A 23,211-nucleotide genomic window follows, 5' to 3' on the forward strand; every position below is an offset into this window, starting at 1 on the left:
GTGAAAGTTGCTGTCAAATTCTGTCCATCAAAACCCTCGCCGCCACGACATGGATTGCTGTGCCGGGCTAGAAAAGGAACGCATGTGGGGAGGCAAGTCTTCAGATCGCGGTCGGGCTGTGTCAGATCCATTTGAACTGCCCCCGATGGCAGGGATGAACTTTTGCTCCAGCAGGATCGACGCCCGCCACAACCCAAATCCCCGCCCTCCGCCCGCTGACACACATCGAACAACTCGCCAAAACATAAGGGGCAAAATTGAATCCCCTAACACAAAGCTGCTACAAATCGGCAAGCCCGGCGCGTTTAGCGCCGAGCTCGTTTCTTGGTTTGCCAGAATGGCGGTTGGTCGCCCGCCATGATGCAGCCGAAGGGATCGATATAGTCTTCGATATCGGCCAAACCGTAGTCTTTGATCTGCTGCACCACCGTCGCGGCTTTTTTGTAGCCCGAGGGCAATTCCGATACGTCAATCGCCCCCGCGTGAAAGCGAATATCAAGCCCCGCAGTTTCCGCCGCTAGCATCGCTTCGGCCGTCACAGCACCATTCCGGCGGCGGTGTTCAGTGCGCGAGAAATTGCGCCCCGCGCCATGCGGGCTGAACCCGAGCCCATGCGCGGCATCGCACCCTTTCACAACCAAAACAGGCTCGGCCATGTTCAGCGGGATCAAGGTCAGCCCCATCGCATCAACTGCATAATCACCCCAAGCAGGCGTCGCCCCCTTGCCGTGATAGTAAAGCCCATCCCGCTCGAACACAAAGTTATGCTCGTTCCAGAACCGATCCGACAGCGTGAACCGCGCCTTTTCCACCACGGCCTGATGCAGCGCGTTGTGGTTGGCCTTGGTCCAGCGACGGATCAATTGCAGGGCGGCCCAATAGGCGCGACCGTCCTCGCTATCCGCCGGAATCCAGGCGTTTTGCTTCAACGTGTCCGGCGACAGGATTTTGCGATATGCCTCGGCCACCTCCATCCCGCCCTTGTACAGCATCGCCCCCGGCCCGCGAGAGCCGTGATGCGTCACAAGCGCCGTCCGCCCCGTCTTGCGCGACCGCCCGACAAACAGAAAGTGATTGCCGTCGCCTTGGGTTCCCATATTGCTTTGTGCAACCTGCAACATCTTGGCGCTGCGTAGAAACTTGTTCTCGCGAAACTCCATCAGCAGATCCAGCGACACCGAAAAGCGGTTGCCATTCTCACGCCCGCCTGCCCCGAAATGCGTCACAGCCGTGGCTGCATCCAACACTGCCTTGGGGTCGGCGTTGCCCATGTCGCTGATCATCACCGAGCAGCAGATATCGGCCGAATGCATCCCCGGATGGATCGCATTGCGCGCGGCAATCACACCACCCACGGGAATCGTCCCCAAAGGCCCCGCAGGGCAAGCGTCAGGCATGATCGCCCCCGCCTCAATCGTCGGCGTCCGCATCAGAACACGCATGGTTTCAGACACATCGGCGACGTTCTTCACCTCGTCCGCGTCGTTAGCCTGAATGTTGCTGTGAAAGGCCAACCCCGACTGCAAACCAAGCTGCGGCGGCGCGGGCGGCGGCAAGCGGCTGTCCAGCATCGACCGAATATCATCCGCCGCCATCCCCCGCAAACGACCTTCCTGCGCCGCCGCCAACAGGCCAGCAAAGGCCGGGCCGGGGCGGTGGCCCCATGCAATGAGATCGTTTCCGGTAATCACCTTCGTTTCATGTTCCATCGTCATCTTTTCTACTCACATTCAAGGCCCCGGCGACAAGGGTGGAAGAGACTTTGGGACCCCGACCGCACCGTTGGTCGCCTGCAAGGAGGGGATTCGAACCCACTCAGGTTGCCCGATTTGGAGCATGTAGTCCCTTCAGCATTCGCCGAGGTCGTTCTGGTTCCGGCGACAAATTGGGTGAGACATGTTGTGCATAAGCTACCCGTTCACACGGGGCCAAGAGTCGAACCCGGCCTCTCCGGGTTGCCCCGGCGCTTTCACCTGTAGTCCCACCAGCATTCGCCGGAGTGGTTTCAATTTTGGTCTCGGCGACAAAAGTTAGATGAGACCAAACTCAGTCACCCGCTTGGCACAGACGGCATTTGATGGCCGAATTTGCTGCCGTGGCGCTCCCTGTAGTCCCATCGGCATTCGCCGAGGTCGATGTGTCAGAAGGACAAGTGTTTGCAAGACGAGGCCCGTCCCGAACGGGCTGGCTTTTGCCTAGTGTAGTCCCGCGGGCATTCCTTCTGCTTTTTTTGGGCCTTCCGTAATTGGCCTTCCATAGCTGGCCTTGACGACAAGGGTTTCGTGAAACGTCTTTTGCTCTACCCGCTGAGCTACCCCTCTTGCGAGGGGATGGGACTCGAACCCACGACCCAAAGATTACTGTAGTTCCACTGACATTCGCCAAGCTGGTTCCGGCATTGCTGCCGAAACCAAGGTTAAAGTGGGGTCGCCTCGATTTGGCCAACCCAATGATCCGCCTCCATCTCGCCGCGCGCAAAGGCGGCGATCTGGTCGAAGACCACGTCAGAGAACCCGCCGATGTTAAGCACATCCTCGCGTTCCTGCGCTTGGGTGGTGCCATAGGGTTGGATGTCGATGCAGACCAGCTTGGCGCGCGGATTGCGTGCTTTCAGCTTGGCCCATTCCGCCATCATTCCCGTAGCCTGCGCCGCATGGTTTGCGTCCACCCATGACTGGTTGTCCGACACAAAAACCACCAGATCCGGCGCGGTCTTTGCAGCGTTCAGCCAGGCCAAAGGCGCCGAGCAGTTGGTGCCACCCCCGCCCAAAGCCGCCAGTTTGGCCGCATTGGTCAGCACGGTGTCGCGCGGCTCCAGCACACAAGCGCGCACCGTAACCTCGAAGGGCAGCACCAGCGCCGCAGGGTTGGCCCGCAGCACCGCCGCAGAAACCAGCGCCGCCACGTCGATGCAGCGCACCGCCGAAGTGGCCCCTTTGCGCATCCCCGTCACCGGCGACGACATCGACCCAGACACGTCCGGGCACACCGCAACCGCGCCTTGCAGCACCGGCACATTCGATACCGCCAGTTCCATCGCATCGTGCAAAGCATCGCGCAGCAAGGGATTCACCCCCGCCGACACCGCCTTCAGCGTTGCCATCAACTGATAGGGCAAAACCCGCGCCGCCTTCACCCTTGCGGGATCGCGCAGCACCGCCGCCACATGTTCAGCCATACCCGGCACCGCAAAAGCGCCCTGGCGGTCAAACGTGTTCAGGTTCTGCCGCAGCATCTGCCACGACCCTTTGCGGGCGATCTGCCCCCATTGCTCTGCCGTCAGCGGCAAATCGGTCAGCATCTGGAAAGGCACATCCGGCACTTCTGCCGTGGCACCCGCCCGAAATGCCAGCCAATCCTGCACCACTTGCGGCAGCGCCGCAGCATCGGCAGGTTTGCCGATCAGCCAAGCGTAAAACGCCGCCCGCGCCGGGCTTTCCGGTTTGGGGTGAACCATACGGATCACATCGGCCAGCGACGGATCATTCCCGACAGACGCCGCCAACAGTGCCCGATCGCTCGCCGCGTTCAGCCAGCCCTGCACCATCGCCTTAGGCCGAGACCCAGCGATTTACGCCCGGTTTGCCCCGACCGCACGATCTGCACAAAGCTCCGCAGCATCCGCCCGCTGTCCACCACGCGGTTGAACACCAGCGCAAACAACGCCGGATCACGCCGCGCCAACACCGCCAGCAAGAAGGCCGGCGTGTCTTTCATATGGCCCTTGGCGCGCACATGCAGAGCGGTCTTGGCCAAAAACGCGGGTTCAACCGCCTCTGCAAATTCCAGCAAGCGGCTGACCTGCGGCTGTGCGTCCTGATAAAACCCATCGCCAAACGTCCCGGTCATCGCCAGTTGCGCCAAGCCATGCGCCTCGGTGTAAGTGTAGGCTTTTGCCCCGGCAAGGTTGCGGGCGGTTGCCTTGGGCAGCAACCGCCCCATGGTTGCTGCAAACACGGATTTGTTTGCCATCATCTTTATCCTTTTGTTTTCGTGAGTATTTTTTGCCCGACACCGCCGCAAATGAAAAGTTTTCCATCAAAATCGCCTAAACCCATGAAACCAAAGCGAAATCAGCCGAATCGTCGAAAACACTTTCCATAAATCCTATCCATTGGTATCGTGATTTATTATTTTGGATATGATCATGCGCAATGTCGTCATCGGCTTCCTCGGCACCCAGCTGGATATGGGCAAAAATCGCGCCTGGCGCCCTTCGGTTGAACTGACTCGTCACGCGAAACTTCCGGTGGATCGCTTCGAATTGCTGCATGATCAACGCTACGCCACTTTAGCGGGCCGTATTCAGCAAGCCATCGCTGTGGTCTCCCCGGAAACCGAAGTCCGTCTTGTGCGGATGGACATGGCCAACCCGTGGGATTTTGAGGAGGTCTACGGCAAGCTGTTCGATTTCGCCAAGGATTACGGCTTTGACGAAGACCGCGAGCGTTACCATGTGCATCTGACCACCGGCACGCATGTGGCGCAAATCTGCTGGTTCCTGCTGACCGAAAGCCGCCATATCCCGGCCAAGCTGCTGCAATCCGGCCCGCCGCGCGGCGATGACACGCCCTATGGCACGATTGATGTGATCGACCTCGATCTGTCGCGCTATAACGCCCTGCAACAGCGCTTTGACGCGATCAGCCGCGAGTCTGTTTCCTTGCTCAAGGGCGGCATCGAAAGCCAGACGCCCGCCTACAACGCCTTGATGGACCGGTTGGAAATGGTGGTCACCCAGTCCGATGCGCCGCTGTTGCTGCTGGGTGAAAACGGCACCGGAAAAAGCCATCTGGCGCAACGGATTTACGAGCTAAAGCTGCAACGCCGCCGCGTCAAAGGTCGTCTGGTGCAGATCAACTGCGCCACCCTGCGCGGCGCTAACGCCTTGGCAGCGCTTTTTGGTCAGCGCCGCTCGGTCACTGGCATCGCAGGCACCGAACGCGCGGGCCTTCTGCGCGAGGCCGATGGCGGCGTGCTTCTGCTCGAGGAAATCGACGCGTTGGAACCCGATGCACAGGCTTTCCTGCTGCAAGCGATTGAGACGGGGCGCTACTATCCCGTTGGATCAGACAGCGAGGTCACTTCCCGCTTTCAGCTTATCGCCACCGCCAATGCGGAATTGGGCACGCTGGTTGCGTCAAACCGTCTGCGCCCGGATCTGTTCGCAGTGCTGAACCAATGGTGCTTTCGCACCCTGCCACTCCGTGCCCGACGTGCGGATGTCGAAGCCCATATCGCGCATTTCCGCGCCAACGCCGAGCGCATTTTGGGCCGTTCTGTCGGTTTCAACGCCGACGCCATGGCCCGCTTTGTACGCTTTGCCCATGATCCTGCGACCCCTTGGCGCGGCAACTTCCGTGACCTATCCGCTTCTGTGCATCGTCTTTGCACTTTGGCGGAACGTGGTCGTGTGACTGCGGCTATGGTGGAAGAAGAAATTGAAACGCTTGGCCAGCAGTGGCAATCCACCGCCGCCGATGCCGATCTGGCGCTTTTGGCAGAGGTGCTGTCAGAACCCCAATCACTGGATGAGTTCGACCGCGCCCAACTCGCGGCGGTAATCCGAGCCTGCCGCGACAGTTCCAGCATCAGTGCAGCGGGTCGCAGGCTATTCGCGGCCTCGCGGCAAGACAAAAACAGCCAGAACGACGCTGATCGCTTGCGCAAATACCTCGCAAGGTTTGAGTTGGATTGGGCATCAGTTCAAACAGCGATGTCGAACAATATGGCCAAGTAACGGATACCCGCCGTATGGTGCGCGATACACTGATCGTTAAACGATGTCGCGATGATGCCAAAGCCAGACAGATCACCACCTCGGCTGATAAGGCAGATTTCACACCGCAATCGACGTGAAAAGCGGGCTTTAAAGACTACAATCGCCGAAACACACCGCCAAAGGCACAAACGCTCCGGCGCATTTCAGCAACCCTCAGTCAGTTGGGCTTCAGCCACATTTGGAATGACCGCAATCATTGCAGGTCATGCAGCCCTCTTTCATCTGCAACGCATAGCTGCCGCAGGATGGGCAAGCTTTGCCTTTGGGCCGCTCTCCAACCACCATCACCTCGGCCTGCGGATCGGTTTTCAACCCCATCCCCTCGCCTTCGATGAAGCCAATCGACACCAGATGCCGCTCGATCACGCCGCCGATGGCCGCCAAGATAGACGGAATATAGCGCCCCTCCATCCAAGCCCCGCCGCGCGGATCGAACACCGCTTTCAGCTCCTCAACCACGAACGAGATATCGCCACCCCGACGGAACACCGCCGAAATCATCCGCGTCAGCGCCACGGTCCAGGCGAAATGCTCCATGTTCTTCGAGTTGATGAACACCTCAAACGGGCGGCGATGCCCCGCGATGATGATGTCATTGATGGTGATATACAGCGCGTGCTCGGACCCCGGCCATTTCACCTTATAGGTCTGCCCCTCCAGCGCCGCCGGACGATCGAGTGGATCGGTCAGATAGACCACCTCGCCGCCCGCCACCATCGCCGGAGCCTCTGCTGGCACCTTGTCGCTGCTTTCCGAAACCGTCAACACCGACCCCGTCACCGCATTGGGGCGATAGGTGGTGCAGCCCTTACAGCCCTGATCCCAAGCGGCCATATAGACCTCTTTGAACGCCTCAAAGCTGATATCTTCCGGGCAGTTGATGGTCTTGGAAATGCTGCTATCAATCCACTTCTGCGCCGCCGCCTGCATCCGCACATGATCCAGCGGCGGCAACGTCTGCGCGTTCACAAAGTAATCCGGCAGCGCCGCATCCCCCTTCAACTCGCGCCACAGCCGCACCGCGTAATCGACGACTTCTTCTTCCGTCCGCGAGCCATCCTTTTGCAGCACCTTGCGCGTGTAAGCATAAGCAAACACCGGCTCAATGCCCGACGACACATTGCCCGCATACAGGGAAATCGTCCCCGTCGGCGCAATCGAGGTCAGCAATGCATTGCGAATCCCATGCGTGCGGATCGCCTCGCGCACGTCATCATCCATCTGCATCATATTGCCCGACGCCAGATAGCCCTCGGCCTCAAACAACGGAAATGCGCCCTTTTCCTTGGCCAGATCAACGCTGGCCAAATACGAAGCCCGCGCAATCGCCTTCATCCAGGCCTCGGTCTGCGCCGCAGCCTCGACCGAGCCATAACGAAGCCCAACCATCAGCAACGCATCGGCCAGCCCGGTGACGCCCAGACCAATCCGCCGCTTCGCCTTGGCCTCGGCCTGCTGTTCCGGCAAAGGAAAGCGCGAGGCATCGACCACATTGTCCATCATCCGCACGGCCAGCCGCACCAGATCATCCATCGCGACGAGGTCCAGCTTGGCGCCCTTGGTGAACGCCCCCGCCACCAGCGTCGGCATATTGATGCTGCCCAAAAGGCACGCGCCATAGGGTGGCAACGGCTGCTCACCGCACGGGTTGGTCGCCGCAATCGTCTCGCAATAGCCAAGGTTGTTGGCCTTGTTGATGCGGTCGATGAAAATCACGCCGGGCTCTGCGAAATCATAGGTGTTGCGCATGATTTTGTTCCACAGATCACGCGCTTGCAGGGTGCGGTAGACGCGACCCTGAAACACCAGATCCCACGACGCATCCGCCTTGACCGCATCCATGAACGGATCGGTGATCAGCACCGAAAGGTTGAACATCCGCAGCCGGGCTGCATCCTTCTTCGCCTCGATGAACGCTTCCACATCCGGGTGATCGCAGCGCATCGTCGCCATCATCGCGCCGCGACGCGACCCCGCCGACATGATGGTGCGACACATCGCATCCCACACATCCATAAAGCTCAAAGGCCCCGAGGCATCCGCCGCGACCCCTTTCACCTCTGCCCCACGCGGACGGATGGTGCTGAAATCATAACCAATGCCGCCACCCTGCTGCATCGTCAGCGCGGCTTCTTTCAGGGCATCAAAAATCCCGCCCATGCTGTCCGGCACCGTGCCCATGACGAAACAGTTGAACATCGTGACATTGCGCCCCGTGCCCGCTCCGGCGGTAATCCGTCCCGCAGGCAAATACTTGAACCCCTCAAGCGCGTTATAGAATCGCTCTTCCCACACCGCAGGCTCGGCTTCCACCTCGGCCAAAGCCCGCGCAATCCGCCGCCAGCTGTCTTCCACCGAAGCATCAATCGGCGTGCCATCCTGCGCCTTTAGCCGATATTTCATGTCCCAAATTTGCTCGGCGATTGGGGCAGAAAAACGGGACATGGGGGCGGACCTTCCTGATGGAAATTCAAGATTGAGATGGCGTCATCATCCAAGACCAAAGCTCCGACCAAGGGTCTGGCAACTTGGTTTGGATTCGGTTCAGAGCCGGGTCTTAGCGGCATGCTTCATGCAGAACAAGTCAAGAGAAACACTGTCGGCGAAACAGTTCGACTTTGTGCTTTGGGGAAGTTCGACTTTGGGCTTTGCGGAACAGATTGCACGGACAAGCCTTGAGCCTACCAGATTTAGCACTATCCTGCACCTTCTAAGTTCGAGGGACTCATGGCGCTCAACATCCTGAAACTCAGCGTCGGCACCGAGTCGGTCGAAGACCTCTCCGCATGGCACGACGCGCATCGCCATATCTGGAAGCCCGGCACGACCGAGCATGTCACCCGTATGTGGCCGAAACGCGAGGATGAAATCCTCAACGGTGGCTCGCTTTATTGGGTGATCAAAGGCGTGATCCAAGCCCGCCAGCGCCTGCTGGGTCTGGCCGAACGCCGCGGCCAAGACGGCATCCTGCGTTGCGCCCTCGTGCTGGATGCCGAAATCATCCGCACCGAAAGCGCCCTGCGCCGCCCGTTCCAAGGCTGGCGCTACCTGCCGCCAGAAGAATCGCCGCGCGATCTGCCAAAAACCCGCGCGCAGGATGATACCCTGCCCCCCGCCCTCGCGGCGGCCCTCGCAGAAATCGGCCTTCGCTAACCCCTAAAACTTACCTAAAATTGTTTCATCCGTTCTTAAATATCCCACGGGGGTCCGGGGGTGTGAAACCCCCGGTTCCGCCATAACCACCCTTCCCTTCCCACAAAATTCGCGCCACAACCCCGATATGGTCAAACGTCCGCTCTGGCTGCTCGCAGTCCCCGTGATCTTCCTGCTGCTGTGGTCGGCGGGCTTTGCCATCGCCAAACTGGGCCTGCAACATGCCGAGCCCCTTACCCTGCTGGCCCTGCGCTACACCTGCGTGCTGGCCCTGCTGCTGCCACTTGCCCTGATCCTGCGCCCACCCTTGCCGAAAACCGCCCGCGCTTGGGCCGATATCGCTGTGACCGGTTTTCTGATCCAAGTGGTCTATTTCGGCCTGTGCTACATCGCGTTCAAATCCGGCGTCTCGGCTGGCGGGGTTGCGATCATCGTCTGCCTGCAACCGATTCTGGTCGCCCTCGCCGCGCCCTATACGGTGGGCGAGGCCACCAGTCGGCTGGGCTGGATCGGGCTGGTGCTGGGCCTCGCCGGGGCGGCCATCGCCATCCTTTCGCGCTCCAGCCTGCAGGCTGAAAACCTTTGGGGTATCCTTTTGACCTTTGGCGCGCTGCTGGGCATCACCGGCGGCACGCTTTATGAAAAACGCTTCGGCACCGGTCAGCACCCGATCACCGCCAACCTGATCCAATACGCCACCGGCGCCGCCTTTACCCTGCCCGCCGCCTACCTCACCGAAGGCATGGCGGTGCAATGGTCGGCCGAGTTCATCCTGATTCTAGGCTACCTTGTGATCGGCAATTCGCTTTTGGCGATCAGCCTGCTCTTGGCGATGATCCGCGCGGGCGAGGTCGCCCGCGTCTCGGCGCTGTTCTATCTTGTGCCTGCGCTGTCCGCGCTGTTCGCTTGGCCGCTGCTGGGCGAAGCGATGCCACCCTTGGCATGGGCAGGCATGGCGCTGGCGGGTCTGGGTGTGGCTTTGGTCAGCCGAAAACCAGTCGGAAAAACTGATCAGACCCCCGCAGAAGCCGCAAAATCCTGATCACCAGCCGCCCGGATTGCCCGGTTTGATGCTGCCGTGACCTTCTTCGCCGGTTTCGCTCATCCAGACCACATGCGAGCCCGTGATCGCCACTGACCAGCAGTTTTCGGGGTCTTGGCCATAGGTGAAGCACATCTTATCGCCCTTCACCGCCCAGGTTCCGGTATAATCTGCGGCGCGAATGGTGCCATCGGCTGCGTAAAACTCACCATAGGCGCCCGAGGCAGACATGCTGCCCGACACGGTATTGCCGCTGATCGCAGCGCGGATCGCATCGCCCGTCGCCAGATCAGCCGCAACGGCGGGACTGGCCAGCAAAAGCAGCGGCAGAATATAGCGCATCAAAGCCTCCTCAGTTGCCCATAAAGGTAAACTTTCGCCCCGCAAGGTCAAGCCCGCTTAAATCTGCGGTAGCGTCAGTCGCAACTTGGCCGCCAAGCTGTCCAGAACAGCCCGCGCCTGCGCCCAATCGGCAGAGCGGCTGGCAAACAGCACCGCTTGGCTCTGCAAGATCACAGAATCCGACAGAATTTTCAGATGGTTCGCCCGCAAGGTTTCCCCCGACGACGTAATATCCGCAATCGCCTCGGCGGTCAGGTTTTTCACCGTGCCCTCGGTCGCGCCCTGACTGTCCACCAGTTGATAATCCGCCACCCCTTGTGCTGTCAGAAACTCGCGCACAAGGCGGTGATATTTGGTCGCAATCCGCAACCGAAAGCCATGCGTGGCGCGAAACGCCGCCGCCGCCGCGTCGAGATCATCCACGGTTTCAACATCAATCCAGCAGCTTGGCACCGCAATGATCAGATCGGCATGGCCAAAGCCAAGCGGGCTGAGTTCCGCCACCTGCACATCCCAATCCGCCAGCTTGTCGCGCACCAGATCGCTGCCAGTGACGCCCAGATGAATCCGCCCCGCCGCCAACTCGCGCGGAATTTCCCCCGCCGACAGCATCACCAACTCGACGTCTTCAATGCCTTCAACCGCGCCGGAATACTCCCGCTCGGCCCCAGTCTGGCGCATCGCAACCCCCCGCGCGCCGAACCATTCAAAGGTCTTCTCCATCAAACGGCCCTTCGACGGCACCCCGATCTTCAACATCAGATCGCCCCCTTCAACGCCGCGACCAAGTGAGGCCGGATGATTCCGCCCACCGCCGGAATAGACCGCCCCGCCCCCAAGCGAGCCGTCAGCGCATCATAACGCCCGCCCGTCGCCACGGCAGGCATCCCATTCGCATGGAACGAAAACACAAACCCGTCGTAATACTCCATCGAGGTCCGCCCAAGGCTCGCCTCAAACGCCAGAGTGTCCACCGCCACCCCACGCGCCTTCAGCGCCTCCAACCGCGCCGCAAACCGATCCACCGCAGGCGCAATCGCAGGCAACATTGGGGTAATCCCACGCAAATGCCCCAAAGCCGCAGCCGCCGGAGCCTGCAACCCCAGCAAATCATACAGCAACGCCGCCTCCGGTGCCTTGATCGGCGACGCCTGTGCATCCTCGATCAACGCCTGCGCCCGCGCCGCAATATCTTCCGGCGCGCGCAAGCCGATGAACGCCCCCGCAGCGGCGATCAAATCATCCGCCGCCCCAGTCGCCAACCGCTCCAGCAACGCCACCCGCCCCGCCGATACCGCCGCGCGCCCGGCAAAGCGGTCCAACAACGCGCGGAACCGCTTGGGCCGCCAGACATGCCGCAACAAAGCCGCCCGCCGCCGCTCGGTCGTCTCAAGCCCGCGCACCGCCGCCATCAGTATGCCGATATCCCCGGTCACCGCCCGCAAGCCCAGCCCGCTGACCAGCCCCGCAAACAACGCAAACACTTCCGCATCCGCAGCCTCTGGCGCTGCGCGATCAAACACCTCGAACCCGACCTGCAAATAGGCGCTGGCCCGGTTGCCCAAGTGCTCCTGCTTGCGGAAAACCTCGCCCATGTAGCAATAGCGCGCCGGGTCCGCGCCATCCGCCATATGCGCCTGCACCACTGGCACGGTGAAGTCAGGCCGCAGCATCATCTCGCCCCGCAACGGGTCTTGGGTGACATAGGCCCGCGCGCGAATATCCTCGCCATAAAGGTCCAGCATCACCTCGGCAGGCAAAAGCACATCCGCCTCAACAGGCATCGCCCCCGCCGCCTGAAACGCCGCGAACAGCCGTTCCGCCTCGGCCCGGATCACCGCTTTGGTCGCAGGCTGCGTCATTGCCCCAGCATCTTCCGCACCGCCGCGACCAGATCCCCACGCGGCACTTCCACCTGCGCAGGCTGATCTTTCCATTCCTCCAGCGTCGCTGATTGCGCAATCTTCGCGCCTAAAATCAGGTCTTTCAGGATCACAACGCCCTTCTCGGCCTCGTTGCCGCCCTGAATAACCGCAATTGGAGACTGCCGTTTATCGGCATATTTCAACTGGTTGCCGAATTGCTTGGGATTGCCGAGATAAACCTCGGCCCGGATCCCCGCTTGGCGCAACTCGCCCACCATCGCCATGTAATCCGCCATCCGGTCCCGGTCCATCACCGTCACCACCACCGGCCCTGCCGTATCCGAGGCCCCCCGCCCCTTGGCAGCCAGCGCCGCCAGCAACCGATCCACCCCAATCGAAACCCCGGTCGCAGGCACCGCCTGCCCGGTAAAGCGCTTGACCAGATCGTCATACCGCCCGCCGCCCGCGACCGAGCCGAACGACCGCTTGCGGCCCTTCTCGTCGAGGATTTCAAACGTCAGTTCAGCCTCGTAAACCGGGCCAGTGTAGTAGCCGAGGCCACGCACCACGGAGGGGTCAATGACGATGCGATCCGGGCCATAGCCTTGGGCACTCAACAATGCCGCAATACTTTCCAGTTCCTCAACGCCTTCCCGACCAACAGCAGACTCACCAACGATCTCTCGAAGATATTGAGTAGCAACTCTGTTCCAGAAGACGTTCACCGAAGCATCACCGCCAAGAACTTCGCGCCCAACGGCTGATCCCTGAAAACTAGCAAGATAGGCATTCACGCCAGTTGCAGAATCCAATGCACCGGGAAGTTTGGAAATATCCTCAAGGCGGCGTTCGATGTGTTTTGATGCGGTCACAAATTGCATCAAAATTGCGATCTGACTGTCACTCAACCCTGCGCCCTTGGTGAAGTCGCCACTTTCATCCTTGCGGCCCGCGCCAAGCAAAGCCCGCACACCCGCGTCGCCCAGACGGTCAATCTTATCAATCGCGCGCAGCACAATCCCGCGCTCGGCCTCTTTGTCATCCCCGGCCAAACCGGCGACTTCCATCACCCCATTCAGCACCTTGCGGTTATTCACCTTCACCACATAATCGCCGCGCGGAATCCCGACGATCTCCAGCGCATCCGACAGCATCGCGCAAATCTCGGCATCCGCCGCCACACTCGCAGACCCAACCGTATCCGCATCGCATTGATAAAACTGCCGGAACCGCCCCGGACCGGCCTTTTCATTGCGCCAGACCGGACCCATCGCATAGCGCCGATAGGGGCTAGGCAGCTCGTTGCGATACTGCGCCGCCACCCGCGCCAGAGGTGCTGTCAGATCATAGCGCAGCGCCAGCCAATCGGCGTCTTCATCCTGCCAGCCAAACACGCCCTCATTAGGCCGATCCACATCAGGCAAAAACTTGCCCAAAGCTTCGACCGTTTCTACAGCAGAAGTCTCCAGCGGATCAAAGCCATAGCGATGATAAACCTCGGCAATCTTGTCCAGCATTGCCTTGCGCGCCGTCACTTCCGCGCCAAAGTAATCGCGGAAGCCCTTTGGGGTCTCGGCGCGGGGACGTGGTGTCGGTTTATCTTTTGCCATAGCTTACAGCCTTCGCTTTTTCTCGCGCTCCGTGTAACGGATGGGGGCGCGCGCAGCAAGCAGAGGTAGGCGATGGACAACACGGCCTTGGAAGAACGCATCGCCCATTTGACCCGCATGGTCGAAGACCTGTCAGATGTCGTCGCCCGTCAGTCGAAAGACATCGACCGTCTGCTGCGCCTGACCCAGCTTTTGGCCGAACGCGAGGCCGAGCGGGAAGGCAACGCCCAAGCCCCCGAAGCCAACGTCCGCCCCCCTCATTGGTGACGGGCGCATTGGGAACGGGCGCGTTGGTAACGACCGCATTGGTCAGTTACATATTCACCAAACGGTAAACCGCCACGCCCAGCGCGAACAGCCCGACCGCAATCGTCAACGGTCGGCGCGGGGCCATCTTCGCCAGATAACCGCCGAAAAACGCCGCGGGCAGGCCACCCAAAGCCAGACCAAACACCGTCATGCGCACTTGGGTCCAGTCGGTTTCCTCGCCCCACCAGCCAAAGAAATAGGCGACGCCCAAAGCCACAAACACCACGAAACTGACGATAAACTCCGAGAAATTCGTCGATCCGATCGCATAGCGCGACTCGACCCCAGACCCCAGAAGCCCGGTGTTCACAATCGGCCCCCACGATCCGCCAATGCCCTCAATCAACCCGCCAGCAAAGCCAATCGTCTGAAAACGCCGGGTTTTCACCACACGCACCACAATGCCCTTGATGCCGCGATAGACAATATAGCCGCCCATCAGCAGCAGATAGCCATTCACCAGATATTGCAGCGCATGGCCTTTCAGCCCCGACAACAGCGTCGCGCCCAGAATCCCGCCAATCGAGCCGAACACCGCCAGCGCGCCGACGATCCGCCAGTCAATGTTCTTGTGATACAGGTTCGACAAAGCCGCCGTGCCGCCCGTCGGCAGCTTTGCCGCATTGACCGAGGCCGAGACCAACGGCGGCGGCACGCCCTGCGCCAACAGCACCGCGGATGAGATCACGCCAAAGCCCATGCCCAATGATCCATCGACCAGCTGCGCAATGAACCCGATCAGCATGTAATCAAAAATACTGTCCATGCTGATTCCACCCTTCAATTACGACTATTCCCGTAGATATTTACTGATTTGACCCAGCAAACAACCATTTTCTTCTCTTTCGCCGAAATTTGGCAGGGATTCGACCCTTCTGCTCACAAATCCGTCATTGTCGGCGAGGTTTCGCACAGCACCAAAGCCGCAGCGCGTCGTGGTCGCAAACGCGGCTTTGCCCCATCCCACGCCGCCCCGGACGTGATCCGGGGCCTCATGCCGTGAACAGAGGCCTCGGATCACGTCCGGGGCGGCGTGAAGAACGTTGCCCAGCAATGTCGCAGACTAAACCTCTTCCACCATGACCACACCCTGCATCGCCTTGATCGCGCCCTTGATCTGGGCTGTCACCGGATAGCTTTGCGGCAGGGTCAGATCAATCTCGCGGCCCTGATCATCCGGCACACACAGGGTAATCTGCGCCCGGCTGCGCCCCTCAACCCTGGCCAACAGCGTCGCAATCGACACCGCAGCCTCCGCCCGGTTCAGATGGATGCGCAAGGCCTGCGCCCCCGCCGCATCGGCGACCTGATCAATCGGCTGCACCGCATTGGCCAACAGCTTCAGCGTCTCGCCCTCCAATTCCGCCTTCACCGTCAGAACCACATTCATCCCCGGCTCCAACAGATCACGCGCGGCTTCCAACGTGTCGGAAAACACAGTCACCTCATAAAGCCCGGTCGGATCAGACAGCGACACAAAGGCAAAGCGATTGCCCTTGGCCGATTTGCGCTCCTGCTTGGACGCCACCGACCCCGCCAGTTTCTTGATCACCGGCCCCCGCTCTGCTGCCTGCGTCACTTCGGTCAGCGTCAGCACATCGCGCCGCTTCAACGCCGACATGTAGTCATCCAGCGGATGCCCAGACAGATAGAACCCAATCGCCAGATGCTCTTGCGTTAACCGCTCCACCGGCAACCAATCATCCCGGTAGGGCAGCCGGGGTTCAGGAATATCCGCCCCCGAATCGCCGAACAGCGACACCTGATTAGAGGCCTGCGCCTCGTGGATCGCTGCCGAATAGGCCACCAGCGCGTCCAAGCCCTCAAACACCCGCGCCCGGTTGCCATCCAACACATCAAACGCCCCGGCCCGCGCCAGCATTTCCAACGGCCGCTTGCCGACCCGCTTCATATCCACCCGGCGAGCAAAATCGAACAGAGTCGCAAACGGTTTCGCACCCCGCGCAGATACAATCAGCCCCATCGCATCAGCGCCGACACCTTTCAGCGCGCCCAATGCGTAAACCACCGCGCCGTCGCGCACGGTAAACGTCGCCAAAGACGCATTGACACAAGGCGCAATCGTTTTGACGCCCAGCTTGCCAACTTCGCGCTTATAGACCGCCAGCTTGTCGGTCAGATGAATATCGCAATTCATCACCCCGGCCATGAATTCCACCGGATGGTTCGCCTTCAGCCATGCGGTCTGATAGCTGACCACCGCATAGGCCGCCGCGTGGCTTTTGTTGAACCCATAGTTGGCGAATTTCTCCAGAAGGTCGAACACCTCCCCGGCCTTTTTCACATCGACATTATGGGTCTTCTTCGCGCCCTCAACAAATTTGGGCCGCTCCTTCGCCATTTCTTCGGCGATCTTCTTACCCATCGCGCGGCGCAGCAAATCCGCCCCGCCCAAGGAATACCCCGCCATCACCTGAGCAATCTGCATAACCTGCTCTTGGTAGACGATAATCCCCTGAGTTTCCGCCAGAATATGGTCAATCGTCGGGTGAATAGACTCCAAGTCTTTCAGCCCGTTCTTCACCTCGCAATAGGTCGGAATATTCTCCATCGGACCGGGCCGATACAGCGCCACCAAGGCCACAATATCCTCGATGCAGGTCGGCTTCATCCGCCGCAACGCATCCATCATGCCGCTGGATTCCACCTGAAACACCGCAACCGTTTTCGCTGCCGCATAAAGCTCATACGACGCCTTATCATCCAACGGGATCAGCCCGATGTCATTCTCGGCCCCCGGCTTCGCCTCATACAGCACCCGACCATCCGCCGATTGGTTCAGCGCCCGCCCGCCATTGATGATCTGATCAATCGCATTCTGGATCACCGTCAGAGTCTTCAGCCCCAGAAAGTCGAACTTCACCAGCCCGGCTTGCTCCACCCATTTCATGTTGAACTGCGTCGCAGGCATGTCCGATTTGGGGTCTTGATACAGAGGCACCAACTCATCCAAAGGCCGGTCGCCAATCACCACCCCGGCGGCATGGGTCGAGGCGTTGCGATAAAGCCCCTCAAGCTGCGCGCCGTAATCCAAAAGCCGCGCGACGACCTCTTCTTTCGCCGCCTCTCGCAGACGCGGTTCATCCGCCAGCGCCTTGGTGATCGAAACCGGCTTCACCCCTTCCACCGGGATCATCTTCGACAGCCGGTCCACCTGCCCATAAGACATCTGCAACACGCGGCCCACATCGCGCACCGCCGCCTTCGACAGCAACGCGCCGAAAGTGATGATCTGCCCGACCTTATCGCGGCCATATTTATCTTGCACATAGCGGATCACCTCGCCCCGGCGATCCATGCAAAAGTCGATATCGAAGTCGGGCATCGACACCCGTTCGGGGTTCAAGAACCGCTCAAACAGCAAGGCGTAACGCAGAGGGTCCAGATCGGTGATCGTCAGCGCATAGGCCACAAGACTGCCCGCACCCGAGCCCCGCCCCGGCCCCACCGGAATGCCCTGTTTCTTCGCCCAACCAATAAAATCCGCCACGATCAGGAAATAGCCGGGAAAGCCCATCTTCTCGATGATGCCCAACTCAAAATCCAACCGCGCCTGATACTCCTCCACCGTCACCGCATGCGGAATAATCGCCAACCGAGCCTGCAATCCCGCATTGGCCTGACGGCGCAACTCATTCACCTCATCATCGGCAAACTTCGGCAAAATTGGCGCGCGCTTGAACGCCGCAAAGGCACAGCGCTTTGCGATCTCAACGGTATTCTCCACCGCCTCCGGCAGATCGGCGAACAAAGTCACCATCTCGGCCTCGGTCTTGAAATAATGCTGCGGCGTCAACCGCCGCCGAGGCTGCTGCTGATCCACATAAGCGCCCTCGGCAATGCAGATCAGCGCATCATGCGCCTCATACATCGTGGCGGCGGGGAAATAGACATCATTGGTCGCCACCAGCGGCAGATCCAGCCCATAGGCTGTCTCAATAAACCAGCGCTCGGTGCCAGCCTCAGCCTCGGTCAGCCGCCCACCCTCGCCGGCCCCGCCTTCAATGGGATGGCGCTGCAACTCCACATAAAGCCGCCCCGGATAGGCCGAAGCCAACCGCTCCAACAGCACCCGCGCTTTCGGCAGCTGCGCTGTCTGCACCAACCGCCCAAGCGGCCCATCCGCGCCCCCGGTCAGGCAAATCAGACCTTCGGAATAGCGCTCCAACTCGGGCACCGTCACCTGCGGCAAGTCCCCGCCCTTGTCGATGTAAAGGCACGAGTTCAGCTTCATCAGGTTCATATAGCCAGCTTCGTTTTGCGCCAGCAAAACCACCGAGGCCGCAGCCTTAACCTTTTCTCCCACCGCCCCCGGATCATAATTGACCGAGACCTGACAGCCAATGATCGGCTGCACCCCGGCATCCTTGGCGTAAACCGAAAACTCCAACGCCGCGAACATGTTGTTGCTGTCAGTGACCGCCACCGCAGGCATCTCATGCTTTGCGCACAGCTTCAAAAGCGCCTTCACAGGCACCGCCCCCTCCAACAACGAGTGTTCGGTATGGGTGCGCAGATGGATGAATCGAGGTGCTGACATGAAGGCAGACTAACGCGGGCGGACGGCGGGGGAAAGGTGGCTGGCGGGCCAAATCGGCGCTGACGGGCCAAGGCTTACCTAACGCGCGCAGCCGCCCGCCACTTCGCCCCGTCGCAGGCCGGGGCCTCGACGCAAACCCACTTCCACCACAGCGCAGCGCTGAAACGCCTTGATTCCGGCCTTGGATGGCCGCTTGGCAGAGCGGTCAAAACAGATGCCGCTCACGCAAAAGCAACATCCCTGCCGCACGTCAGCCGAGATCGCGTAAATTCCCCACCAAGTATAATCCTCACCCCAATCGCCTGAAAATCAACCCCCGCCCACGCCGCCCCGGCGCAGGCCGGGGCCTCGACCCAAAGCCACTCCCACCACAGGGCAGCGCTAAAGCGCCTTGATTCCGGCCTTGGATGGCTTGCTTGGCAGAGCGGTGAAAGCAACAGTTGCTCACTCCATAAGCATCCCCCTCCCCCCTTCCCCACGCCGCCCCGGCGCAGACCGGGCCCTGCCTGCATTGCTCTCACACCCCAATCCTTAACAAATCCTTAAATCCACCACCCCAACCCACTGATATAAAACAACTAAAAAAGGTCCCGAGCTGGGACCGCACCGCCATCCCCGCAAATCCCCAGAAACTCCTTTCGCAAAACCCAAGCAAGCAAACACTTGCACAACCTTGCAGACCAAGGCTTCATAGACCAAAGGCCAGCACCCCCGCTTTACGCCGCATCGGGCGGGCGCGCTCAGGGCCAAACGAAAAGACCGCGGCAGGATGAACCATGACCGACACAGCGTTTCTCTTGAACGGAACGCCGGTGCGCATATCAGGCGGCAGCCCGACGCGCACCCTGCTGGACTACCTGCGCGAAGATCAACATCTCTGCGGCACCAAAGAAGGCTGCAACGAAGGCGATTGCGGCGCCTGCACCGTCATGGTGACAGATGAAAACGGCCCACGCGCCTTAAACGCCTGCATCCTGTTCCTACCCCAACTCCACGGCAAAGCCGTCCGCACCGTCGAGGGTATCTCCGGCCCCGCAGGCCAACTCCACCCCGTGCAGGTCGAGATGATCGCCCACCACGGCAGCCAATGCGGCTTCTGTACCCCCGGTTTCATCGCCTCGATGGCCGTGGCCCACACCCAAGGCCGCACCGACTTTGATACCACCCTCGCCGGCAACCTCTGCCGCTGCACCGGCTACGCCCCTATCATCCGCGCTGCCGAAGCCGCCGCTCACACCCCGATCCCCGACTGGATTCACTCCGATAAGGTCATCCTCTCTGCTCAAATATCCTCGGAGGGGTCCGGGGAGGCGGAAAGCCTCTCCGGCGCGTTCCGCCCGACCAACAGCGATGATCTCGCCGACTGGTATCAGCAAAACCCCACCGCCACCCTGATCGCCGGGGCCACCGATGTTGGCCTTTGGGTAACGAAACAACTGCGCGATCTCGGCCCGGTTGCCTTCCTGAACGCCGTCAACGACCTGCAACAGATCGAGCAAACACCCGGCCACCTTCACATCGGCGCGGGCGTCACCATCACCCAACTGCGCGCGGCCATCACCCCGCTCCACCCCTCCTTCGCCGAGCTTTTGCGCCGCTACGCCTCTGAACAAGTCCGCAACGCCGCAACCATCGGCGGCAACATCGCCAACGGCTCCCCCATTGGCGACGGCCCGCCTGCCCTGATCGCCCTCGGCGCCACCCTGCACCTGCGCCGCGGCGACGAGATGCGCACGATCCCGCTTGAAACCTTCTTCCTCGACTACCGCAAACAAGACCGCCACCCCGGTGAATTCGTGGCGGGCATCACCATCCCCACCCATGCCCCCGCCTTGCGCTGCTACAAACTGACCAAACGCTTCGATCAAGACATCTCCGCCGTCCTCGGCTGCTTCAACCTCACCGTTGAGGTCGACAAAATCACCCAAGCCCGCATCGCCTTCGGCGGCATGGCAGGCATCCCCAAACGCGCGGCCCATGTCGAATCCGCCCTCCTAAACCAACCCTTCACCCTCGAAACCCTCCACTCCGCTCTCCCCGAATTCGCCAAAGATTTCCAACCGCTCACCGACATGCGCGCCTCCTCGGCCTACCGGCTCACCACCGCGCAAAACCTGTTGATCCGCTATTTCCACGACCTAAACGGCACCCAAACCAACGTGCTAGAGGTCGCGCTATGACAATGGGCAAACCCCTTCCGCACGACAGCGCCCCCCTGCACGTCACAGGCGAGGCCCGCTATCTTGACGACCTGCCGTTGCCCGCAGGCACCCTGCACGCCGCTTTCGGCCTGTCCAGCTGTGCCCACGGCAGCATCACCGCCATCGACCTCTCCGCCGTCCGCACAGCACCCGGCGTCCTCAAAGTCTATGCGGCGGCAGACTTCACCGAGATGCCCGATTGTTCGCCCTCCACCCATGACGAACCGCTGCTGGCGACAGGCGAGGTCCACTACGCAGGCCAGCCGATCTTCCTCGTCATCGCCGACACCCATCTGAATGCCCGTAAAGCCGCCCGCCTTGGCCAGATTACCTACGCCGAACGCCCCGCCCTGTTGACCGTCGATGACGCCATGGCGGCCAATTCCCGCTTCGAGGCAGGCCCGATCATCTGGACCAAAGGCGACGCCGCCGCCGCCATCACCAACGCCCCGCTTCAGATCGAAGGCACGATGGAGGTCGGCGGGCAGGAACATTTCTACCTCGAAGGCCAGATCGCCGCCGCGCTGCCGCAAGAAGACGGCGTGCATATCTATTCCTCCACCCAACACCCGACCGAGATTCAACACAAAGTTGCCCATGCCCTGCACCTGCCAATGTCCGCCGTCCGCGTGGAAACCCGCCGCATGGGCGGTGGTTTTGGTGGCAAGGAAAGCCAAGGCAACGCGCTTGCCATCGCTTGTGCCATCGCCGCGCGCGATCTGAACCGCCCCTGCAAGATGCGCTACGACCGCGACGACGATATGATGATCACCGGCAAACGCCACGATCTGCGCATCAATTACCGGGCGGGCATCGACGCCGAAGGCCGCATCCTTGGGCTGGACTTTACCCATCTGATCCGCTGCGGCTGGGCGCAAGACCTGTCGCTGGCAGTGGCCGATCGCGCCATGCTCCACGCCGACAATTGCTATCATCTGCCCGACATTCGCATTGAATCGCACCGCTTGAAAACCAACACCCAATCCGCCACCGCCTATCGCGGCTTCGGCGGCCCACAAGGCATCGTCGGGATGGAGCGGGTGATCGACCACATCGCCCACACGCTGAAAAAAGATCCCAACGATATCCGCAAACTCAACTACTATCGCGCCGCCCCGCCCACCGGCCCCGGCACCAGCCACCGCATCGGCGCCACCTATTCGCCCAAAAACCACATCCCGCAAACCACCCCCTACTTTATGGAGGTGGAAGATTTCATCGGCCAAGACATCACCGACGCCTTGGAGAAATCGAGCAATTATCATGCCCGCCGTGCCGAAATCGCGGCTTGGAACAGCACAAATCCGATCCTAAAGCGCGGCCTCGCCTTTACCCCGGTCAAGTTCGGCATCTCGTTCACCCTGACATGGCTGAACCAAGCGGGGGCCTTGGTGCATGTCTATCAAGACGGCTCGATCCACCTCAATCACGGCGGCACCGAGATGGGTCAGGGCCTGAACCAAAAGGTCGCGCAAGTCGCGGCATCTGTGTTCGGTGTTGACACCGCACAGGTGAAAATCACCGCCACTGACACCGCCAAAGTCCCCAACACCTCGGCCACCGCAGCCTCATCCGGGGCCGATATGAACGGCATGGCCGCACAAAACGCCTGTCAGATCATCCGCGACCGCATCGCCGATTTCCTTGCCGACAAGCTCGGCACCAAGGCCGCCAAAATCCAATTTGAAAACGGTCAGATCCGCGCCGGATCGGACTCCTACCCCTTCGCCCAAGTCATCGCGTGGGCCTACCAAGCCCGCATCTCGCTGTCTTCCACCGGCTTCTACGCCACCCCCAAAATCAACTGGGACCGCGTCAAAGGCAAAGGCCGCCCGTTCCTCTATTTCGCCTATGGCGCCGCGATCACCGAAGTCGTCATTGACACTTTAACCGGCGAAAATCGCATCCTGCGCACCGACATCCTGCACGACGCCGGAACCTCCCTGAACCCCGCCTTAGACATCGGCCAGGTTGAGGGTGCCTATGTCCAAGGTGCAGGCTGGCTGACCACCGAAGAACTGGTCTGGAACGCCAAAGGCAGCCTCACCACCCACGCCCCCAGCACCTACAAAATCCCCGCCTGCTCGGACCGCCCGCGCATCTTCAACGTCGCCCTGTGGGACAGGCCCAACCGCGAACACACCGTCGGCAAATCCAAAGCCGTGGGCGAGCCGCCCTTCAACCTAGGCATCTCCGCCTTCCTCGCGCTGTCAGATGCGATAGCGGCTTGCGGCGACGGCAGCCGCTACCCCAACCTCGATGCCCCCGCGACGCCAGAACGCATCCTCGCCGCAGTCGAGGGCCAACGCGCATGACCCTTCCGCATCCGATGTTCAAGAATAATCA

16 protein-coding genes are annotated in these 23,211 nt (G+C 60.8%); 6 read left to right on the forward strand and 10 right to left on the reverse strand.

Annotated elements, in window-relative coordinates; translation table 11 throughout:
* Positions 1–305: 305 nt before the first annotated feature.
* The 3 genes from QQJ98_RS03255 to QQJ98_RS03265 form a co-directional block, all read right to left on the reverse strand.
* A complete protein-coding gene (locus QQJ98_RS03255) occupies positions 306–1,709 on the reverse strand; it encodes an RtcB family protein (protein ID WP_284323893.1) in 1,404 nt (467 codons plus the stop codon).
* Between the two features lie 707 nt (positions 1,710–2,416).
* Positions 2,417–3,547, reverse strand: coding sequence for a vWA domain-containing protein (locus tag QQJ98_RS03260; protein WP_284323894.1), 1,131 nt, complete (start codon positions 3,545–3,547; stop codon positions 2,417–2,419).
* Entirely contained in the window at positions 3,529–3,972 is a 444-nt protein-coding gene (locus tag QQJ98_RS03265) for a hypothetical protein (RefSeq protein ID WP_284323895.1), read from the reverse strand. The genes QQJ98_RS03260 and QQJ98_RS03265 overlap by 19 nt, the downstream gene beginning before the upstream one ends.
* 175 nt (positions 3,973–4,147) lie before the next feature.
* On the opposite strand from QQJ98_RS03265, the gene QQJ98_RS03270 reads away from it, so the two are divergent.
* Positions 4,148–5,740: an RNA repair transcriptional activator RtcR family protein gene (locus QQJ98_RS03270; protein WP_284323896.1), complete on the forward strand. Its 1,593-nt coding sequence runs from the start codon at positions 4,148–4,150 to the stop codon at positions 5,738–5,740.
* 210 nt (positions 5,741–5,950) lie between these two features.
* Here the strand turns inward: QQJ98_RS03270 and QQJ98_RS03275 are convergent, their stop codons facing one another.
* Positions 5,951–8,227, reverse strand: coding sequence for an adenosylcobalamin-dependent ribonucleoside-diphosphate reductase (locus QQJ98_RS03275; RefSeq protein ID WP_284323897.1), 2,277 nt, complete (start codon positions 8,225–8,227; stop codon positions 5,951–5,953).
* Positions 8,228–8,509: 282 nt separating this feature from the next.
* Between QQJ98_RS03275 and QQJ98_RS03280 the strand changes: the two genes are divergently transcribed.
* Both QQJ98_RS03280 and QQJ98_RS03285 read left to right on the forward strand, forming a co-directional pair.
* A complete protein-coding gene (locus QQJ98_RS03280; RefSeq protein ID WP_284323898.1) occupies positions 8,510–8,935 on the forward strand; it encodes a DUF1489 family protein in 426 nt (141 codons plus the stop codon).
* Positions 8,936–9,062: 127 nt separating this feature from the next.
* Positions 9,063–9,977 carry a DMT family transporter gene (locus tag QQJ98_RS03285; protein ID WP_284323899.1) on the forward strand — a complete coding sequence of 305 codons (915 nt, stop codon included), beginning with the start codon at positions 9,063–9,065 and terminating at the stop codon, positions 9,975–9,977.
* Here QQJ98_RS03285 and QQJ98_RS03290 read toward each other — a convergent pair whose 3' ends face one another.
* Genes QQJ98_RS03290 through hisS form a run of 4 tightly spaced genes read right to left on the reverse strand, consistent with a single transcriptional unit; the run spans position 9,978 to position 13,794 of the window.
* Positions 9,978–10,319, reverse strand: coding sequence for a hypothetical protein (locus QQJ98_RS03290; protein WP_284323900.1), 342 nt, complete (start codon positions 10,317–10,319; stop codon positions 9,978–9,980).
* A 57-nt stretch (positions 10,320–10,376) separates the two neighbouring features.
* Positions 10,377–11,081, reverse strand: a complete 705-nt coding sequence (gene hisG, locus QQJ98_RS03295; RefSeq protein ID WP_284323944.1) for an ATP phosphoribosyltransferase — start codon at positions 11,079–11,081, stop codon at positions 10,377–10,379.
* The gene (locus tag QQJ98_RS03300; protein WP_284323901.1) at positions 11,078–12,181 is read right to left on the reverse strand and encodes an ATP phosphoribosyltransferase regulatory subunit; all 1,104 of its coding nucleotides are present in this window, start codon (positions 12,179–12,181) and stop codon (positions 11,078–11,080) included. The genes hisG and QQJ98_RS03300 overlap by 4 nt, the downstream gene beginning before the upstream one ends.
* Entirely contained in the window at positions 12,178–13,794 is a 1,617-nt protein-coding gene (gene hisS, locus QQJ98_RS03305) for a histidine--tRNA ligase (protein WP_284323902.1), read from the reverse strand. Before hisS ends, QQJ98_RS03300 begins: the two co-directional genes overlap by 4 nt.
* Positions 13,795–13,866: 72 nt before the next feature.
* Here hisS and QQJ98_RS03310 point away from each other — a divergent pair, with 72 nt between their 5' ends.
* Positions 13,867–14,061 carry a SlyX family protein gene (locus tag QQJ98_RS03310; RefSeq protein WP_284323903.1) on the forward strand — a complete coding sequence of 65 codons (195 nt, stop codon included), beginning with the start codon at positions 13,867–13,869 and terminating at the stop codon, positions 14,059–14,061.
* 46 nt (positions 14,062–14,107) lie between these two features.
* On the opposite strand, the gene QQJ98_RS03315 is transcribed toward QQJ98_RS03310, so the two are convergent.
* Together QQJ98_RS03315 and dnaE are read right to left on the reverse strand one after the other, a co-directional pair.
* Positions 14,108–14,869, reverse strand: a complete 762-nt coding sequence (locus QQJ98_RS03315) for a sulfite exporter TauE/SafE family protein (protein WP_284323904.1) — start codon at positions 14,867–14,869, stop codon at positions 14,108–14,110.
* A 297-nt stretch (positions 14,870–15,166) separates the two neighbouring features.
* The gene (dnaE, locus tag QQJ98_RS03320; protein ID WP_284323905.1) at positions 15,167–18,664 is read right to left on the reverse strand and encodes a DNA polymerase III subunit alpha; all 3,498 of its coding nucleotides are present in this window, start codon (positions 18,662–18,664) and stop codon (positions 15,167–15,169) included.
* A 776-nt stretch (positions 18,665–19,440) separates the two neighbouring features.
* On the opposite strand from dnaE, the gene xdhA reads away from it, so the two are divergent.
* Complete coding sequence (gene xdhA / locus QQJ98_RS03325) at positions 19,441–20,844, forward strand: xanthine dehydrogenase small subunit (RefSeq protein ID WP_284323906.1); 1,404 nt, start codon at positions 19,441–19,443, stop codon at positions 20,842–20,844.
* The gene (gene xdhB, locus QQJ98_RS03330; protein WP_284323907.1) at positions 20,841–23,180 is read left to right on the forward strand and encodes a xanthine dehydrogenase molybdopterin binding subunit; all 2,340 of its coding nucleotides are present in this window, start codon (positions 20,841–20,843) and stop codon (positions 23,178–23,180) included. Before xdhA ends, xdhB begins: the two co-directional genes overlap by 4 nt.
* Positions 23,181–23,211: the final 31 nt, after the last annotated feature.

Origin of the sequence: Cypionkella aquatica, from assembly GCF_030161095.1 — a bacterium.
In the GTDB taxonomy this organism is placed as follows: domain Bacteria; phylum Pseudomonadota; class Alphaproteobacteria; order Rhodobacterales; family Rhodobacteraceae; genus Cypionkella; species Cypionkella aquatica.

Coding starts and splice junctions, on each gene's coding strand:
- xdhA (WP_284323906.1), top strand. CDS start 19,441: ATGACCGACACAGCGTTTCTCTTGAACGGAACGCCGGTGCGCATATCA.
- QQJ98_RS03300 (WP_284323901.1), bottom strand. CDS start 12,181: ATGACGCAGCCTGCGACCAAAGCGGTGATCCGGGCCGAGGCGGAACGG.
- xdhB (WP_284323907.1), top strand. CDS start 20,841: ATGACAATGGGCAAACCCCTTCCGCACGACAGCGCCCCCCTGCACGTC.
- QQJ98_RS03285 (WP_284323899.1), top strand. CDS start 9,063: ATGGTCAAACGTCCGCTCTGGCTGCTCGCAGTCCCCGTGATCTTCCTG.
- QQJ98_RS03280 (WP_284323898.1), top strand. CDS start 8,510: ATGGCGCTCAACATCCTGAAACTCAGCGTCGGCACCGAGTCGGTCGAA.
- QQJ98_RS03260 (WP_284323894.1), bottom strand. CDS start 3,547: ATGGTGCAGGGCTGGCTGAACGCGGCGAGCGATCGGGCACTGTTGGCG.
- QQJ98_RS03265 (WP_284323895.1), bottom strand. CDS start 3,972: ATGGCAAACAAATCCGTGTTTGCAGCAACCATGGGGCGGTTGCTGCCC.
- hisS (WP_284323902.1), bottom strand. CDS start 13,794: ATGGCAAAAGATAAACCGACACCACGTCCCCGCGCCGAGACCCCAAAG.
- dnaE (WP_284323905.1), bottom strand. CDS start 18,664: ATGTCAGCACCTCGATTCATCCATCTGCGCACCCATACCGAACACTCG.
- QQJ98_RS03290 (WP_284323900.1), bottom strand. CDS start 10,319: ATGCGCTATATTCTGCCGCTGCTTTTGCTGGCCAGTCCCGCCGTTGCG.
- QQJ98_RS03255 (WP_284323893.1), bottom strand. CDS start 1,709: ATGGAACATGAAACGAAGGTGATTACCGGAAACGATCTCATTGCATGG.
- QQJ98_RS03310 (WP_284323903.1), top strand. CDS start 13,867: ATGGACAACACGGCCTTGGAAGAACGCATCGCCCATTTGACCCGCATG.
- QQJ98_RS03315 (WP_284323904.1), bottom strand. CDS start 14,869: ATGGACAGTATTTTTGATTACATGCTGATCGGGTTCATTGCGCAGCTG.
- QQJ98_RS03275 (WP_284323897.1), bottom strand. CDS start 8,227: ATGTCCCGTTTTTCTGCCCCAATCGCCGAGCAAATTTGGGACATGAAA.
- QQJ98_RS03270 (WP_284323896.1), top strand. CDS start 4,148: ATGCGCAATGTCGTCATCGGCTTCCTCGGCACCCAGCTGGATATGGGC.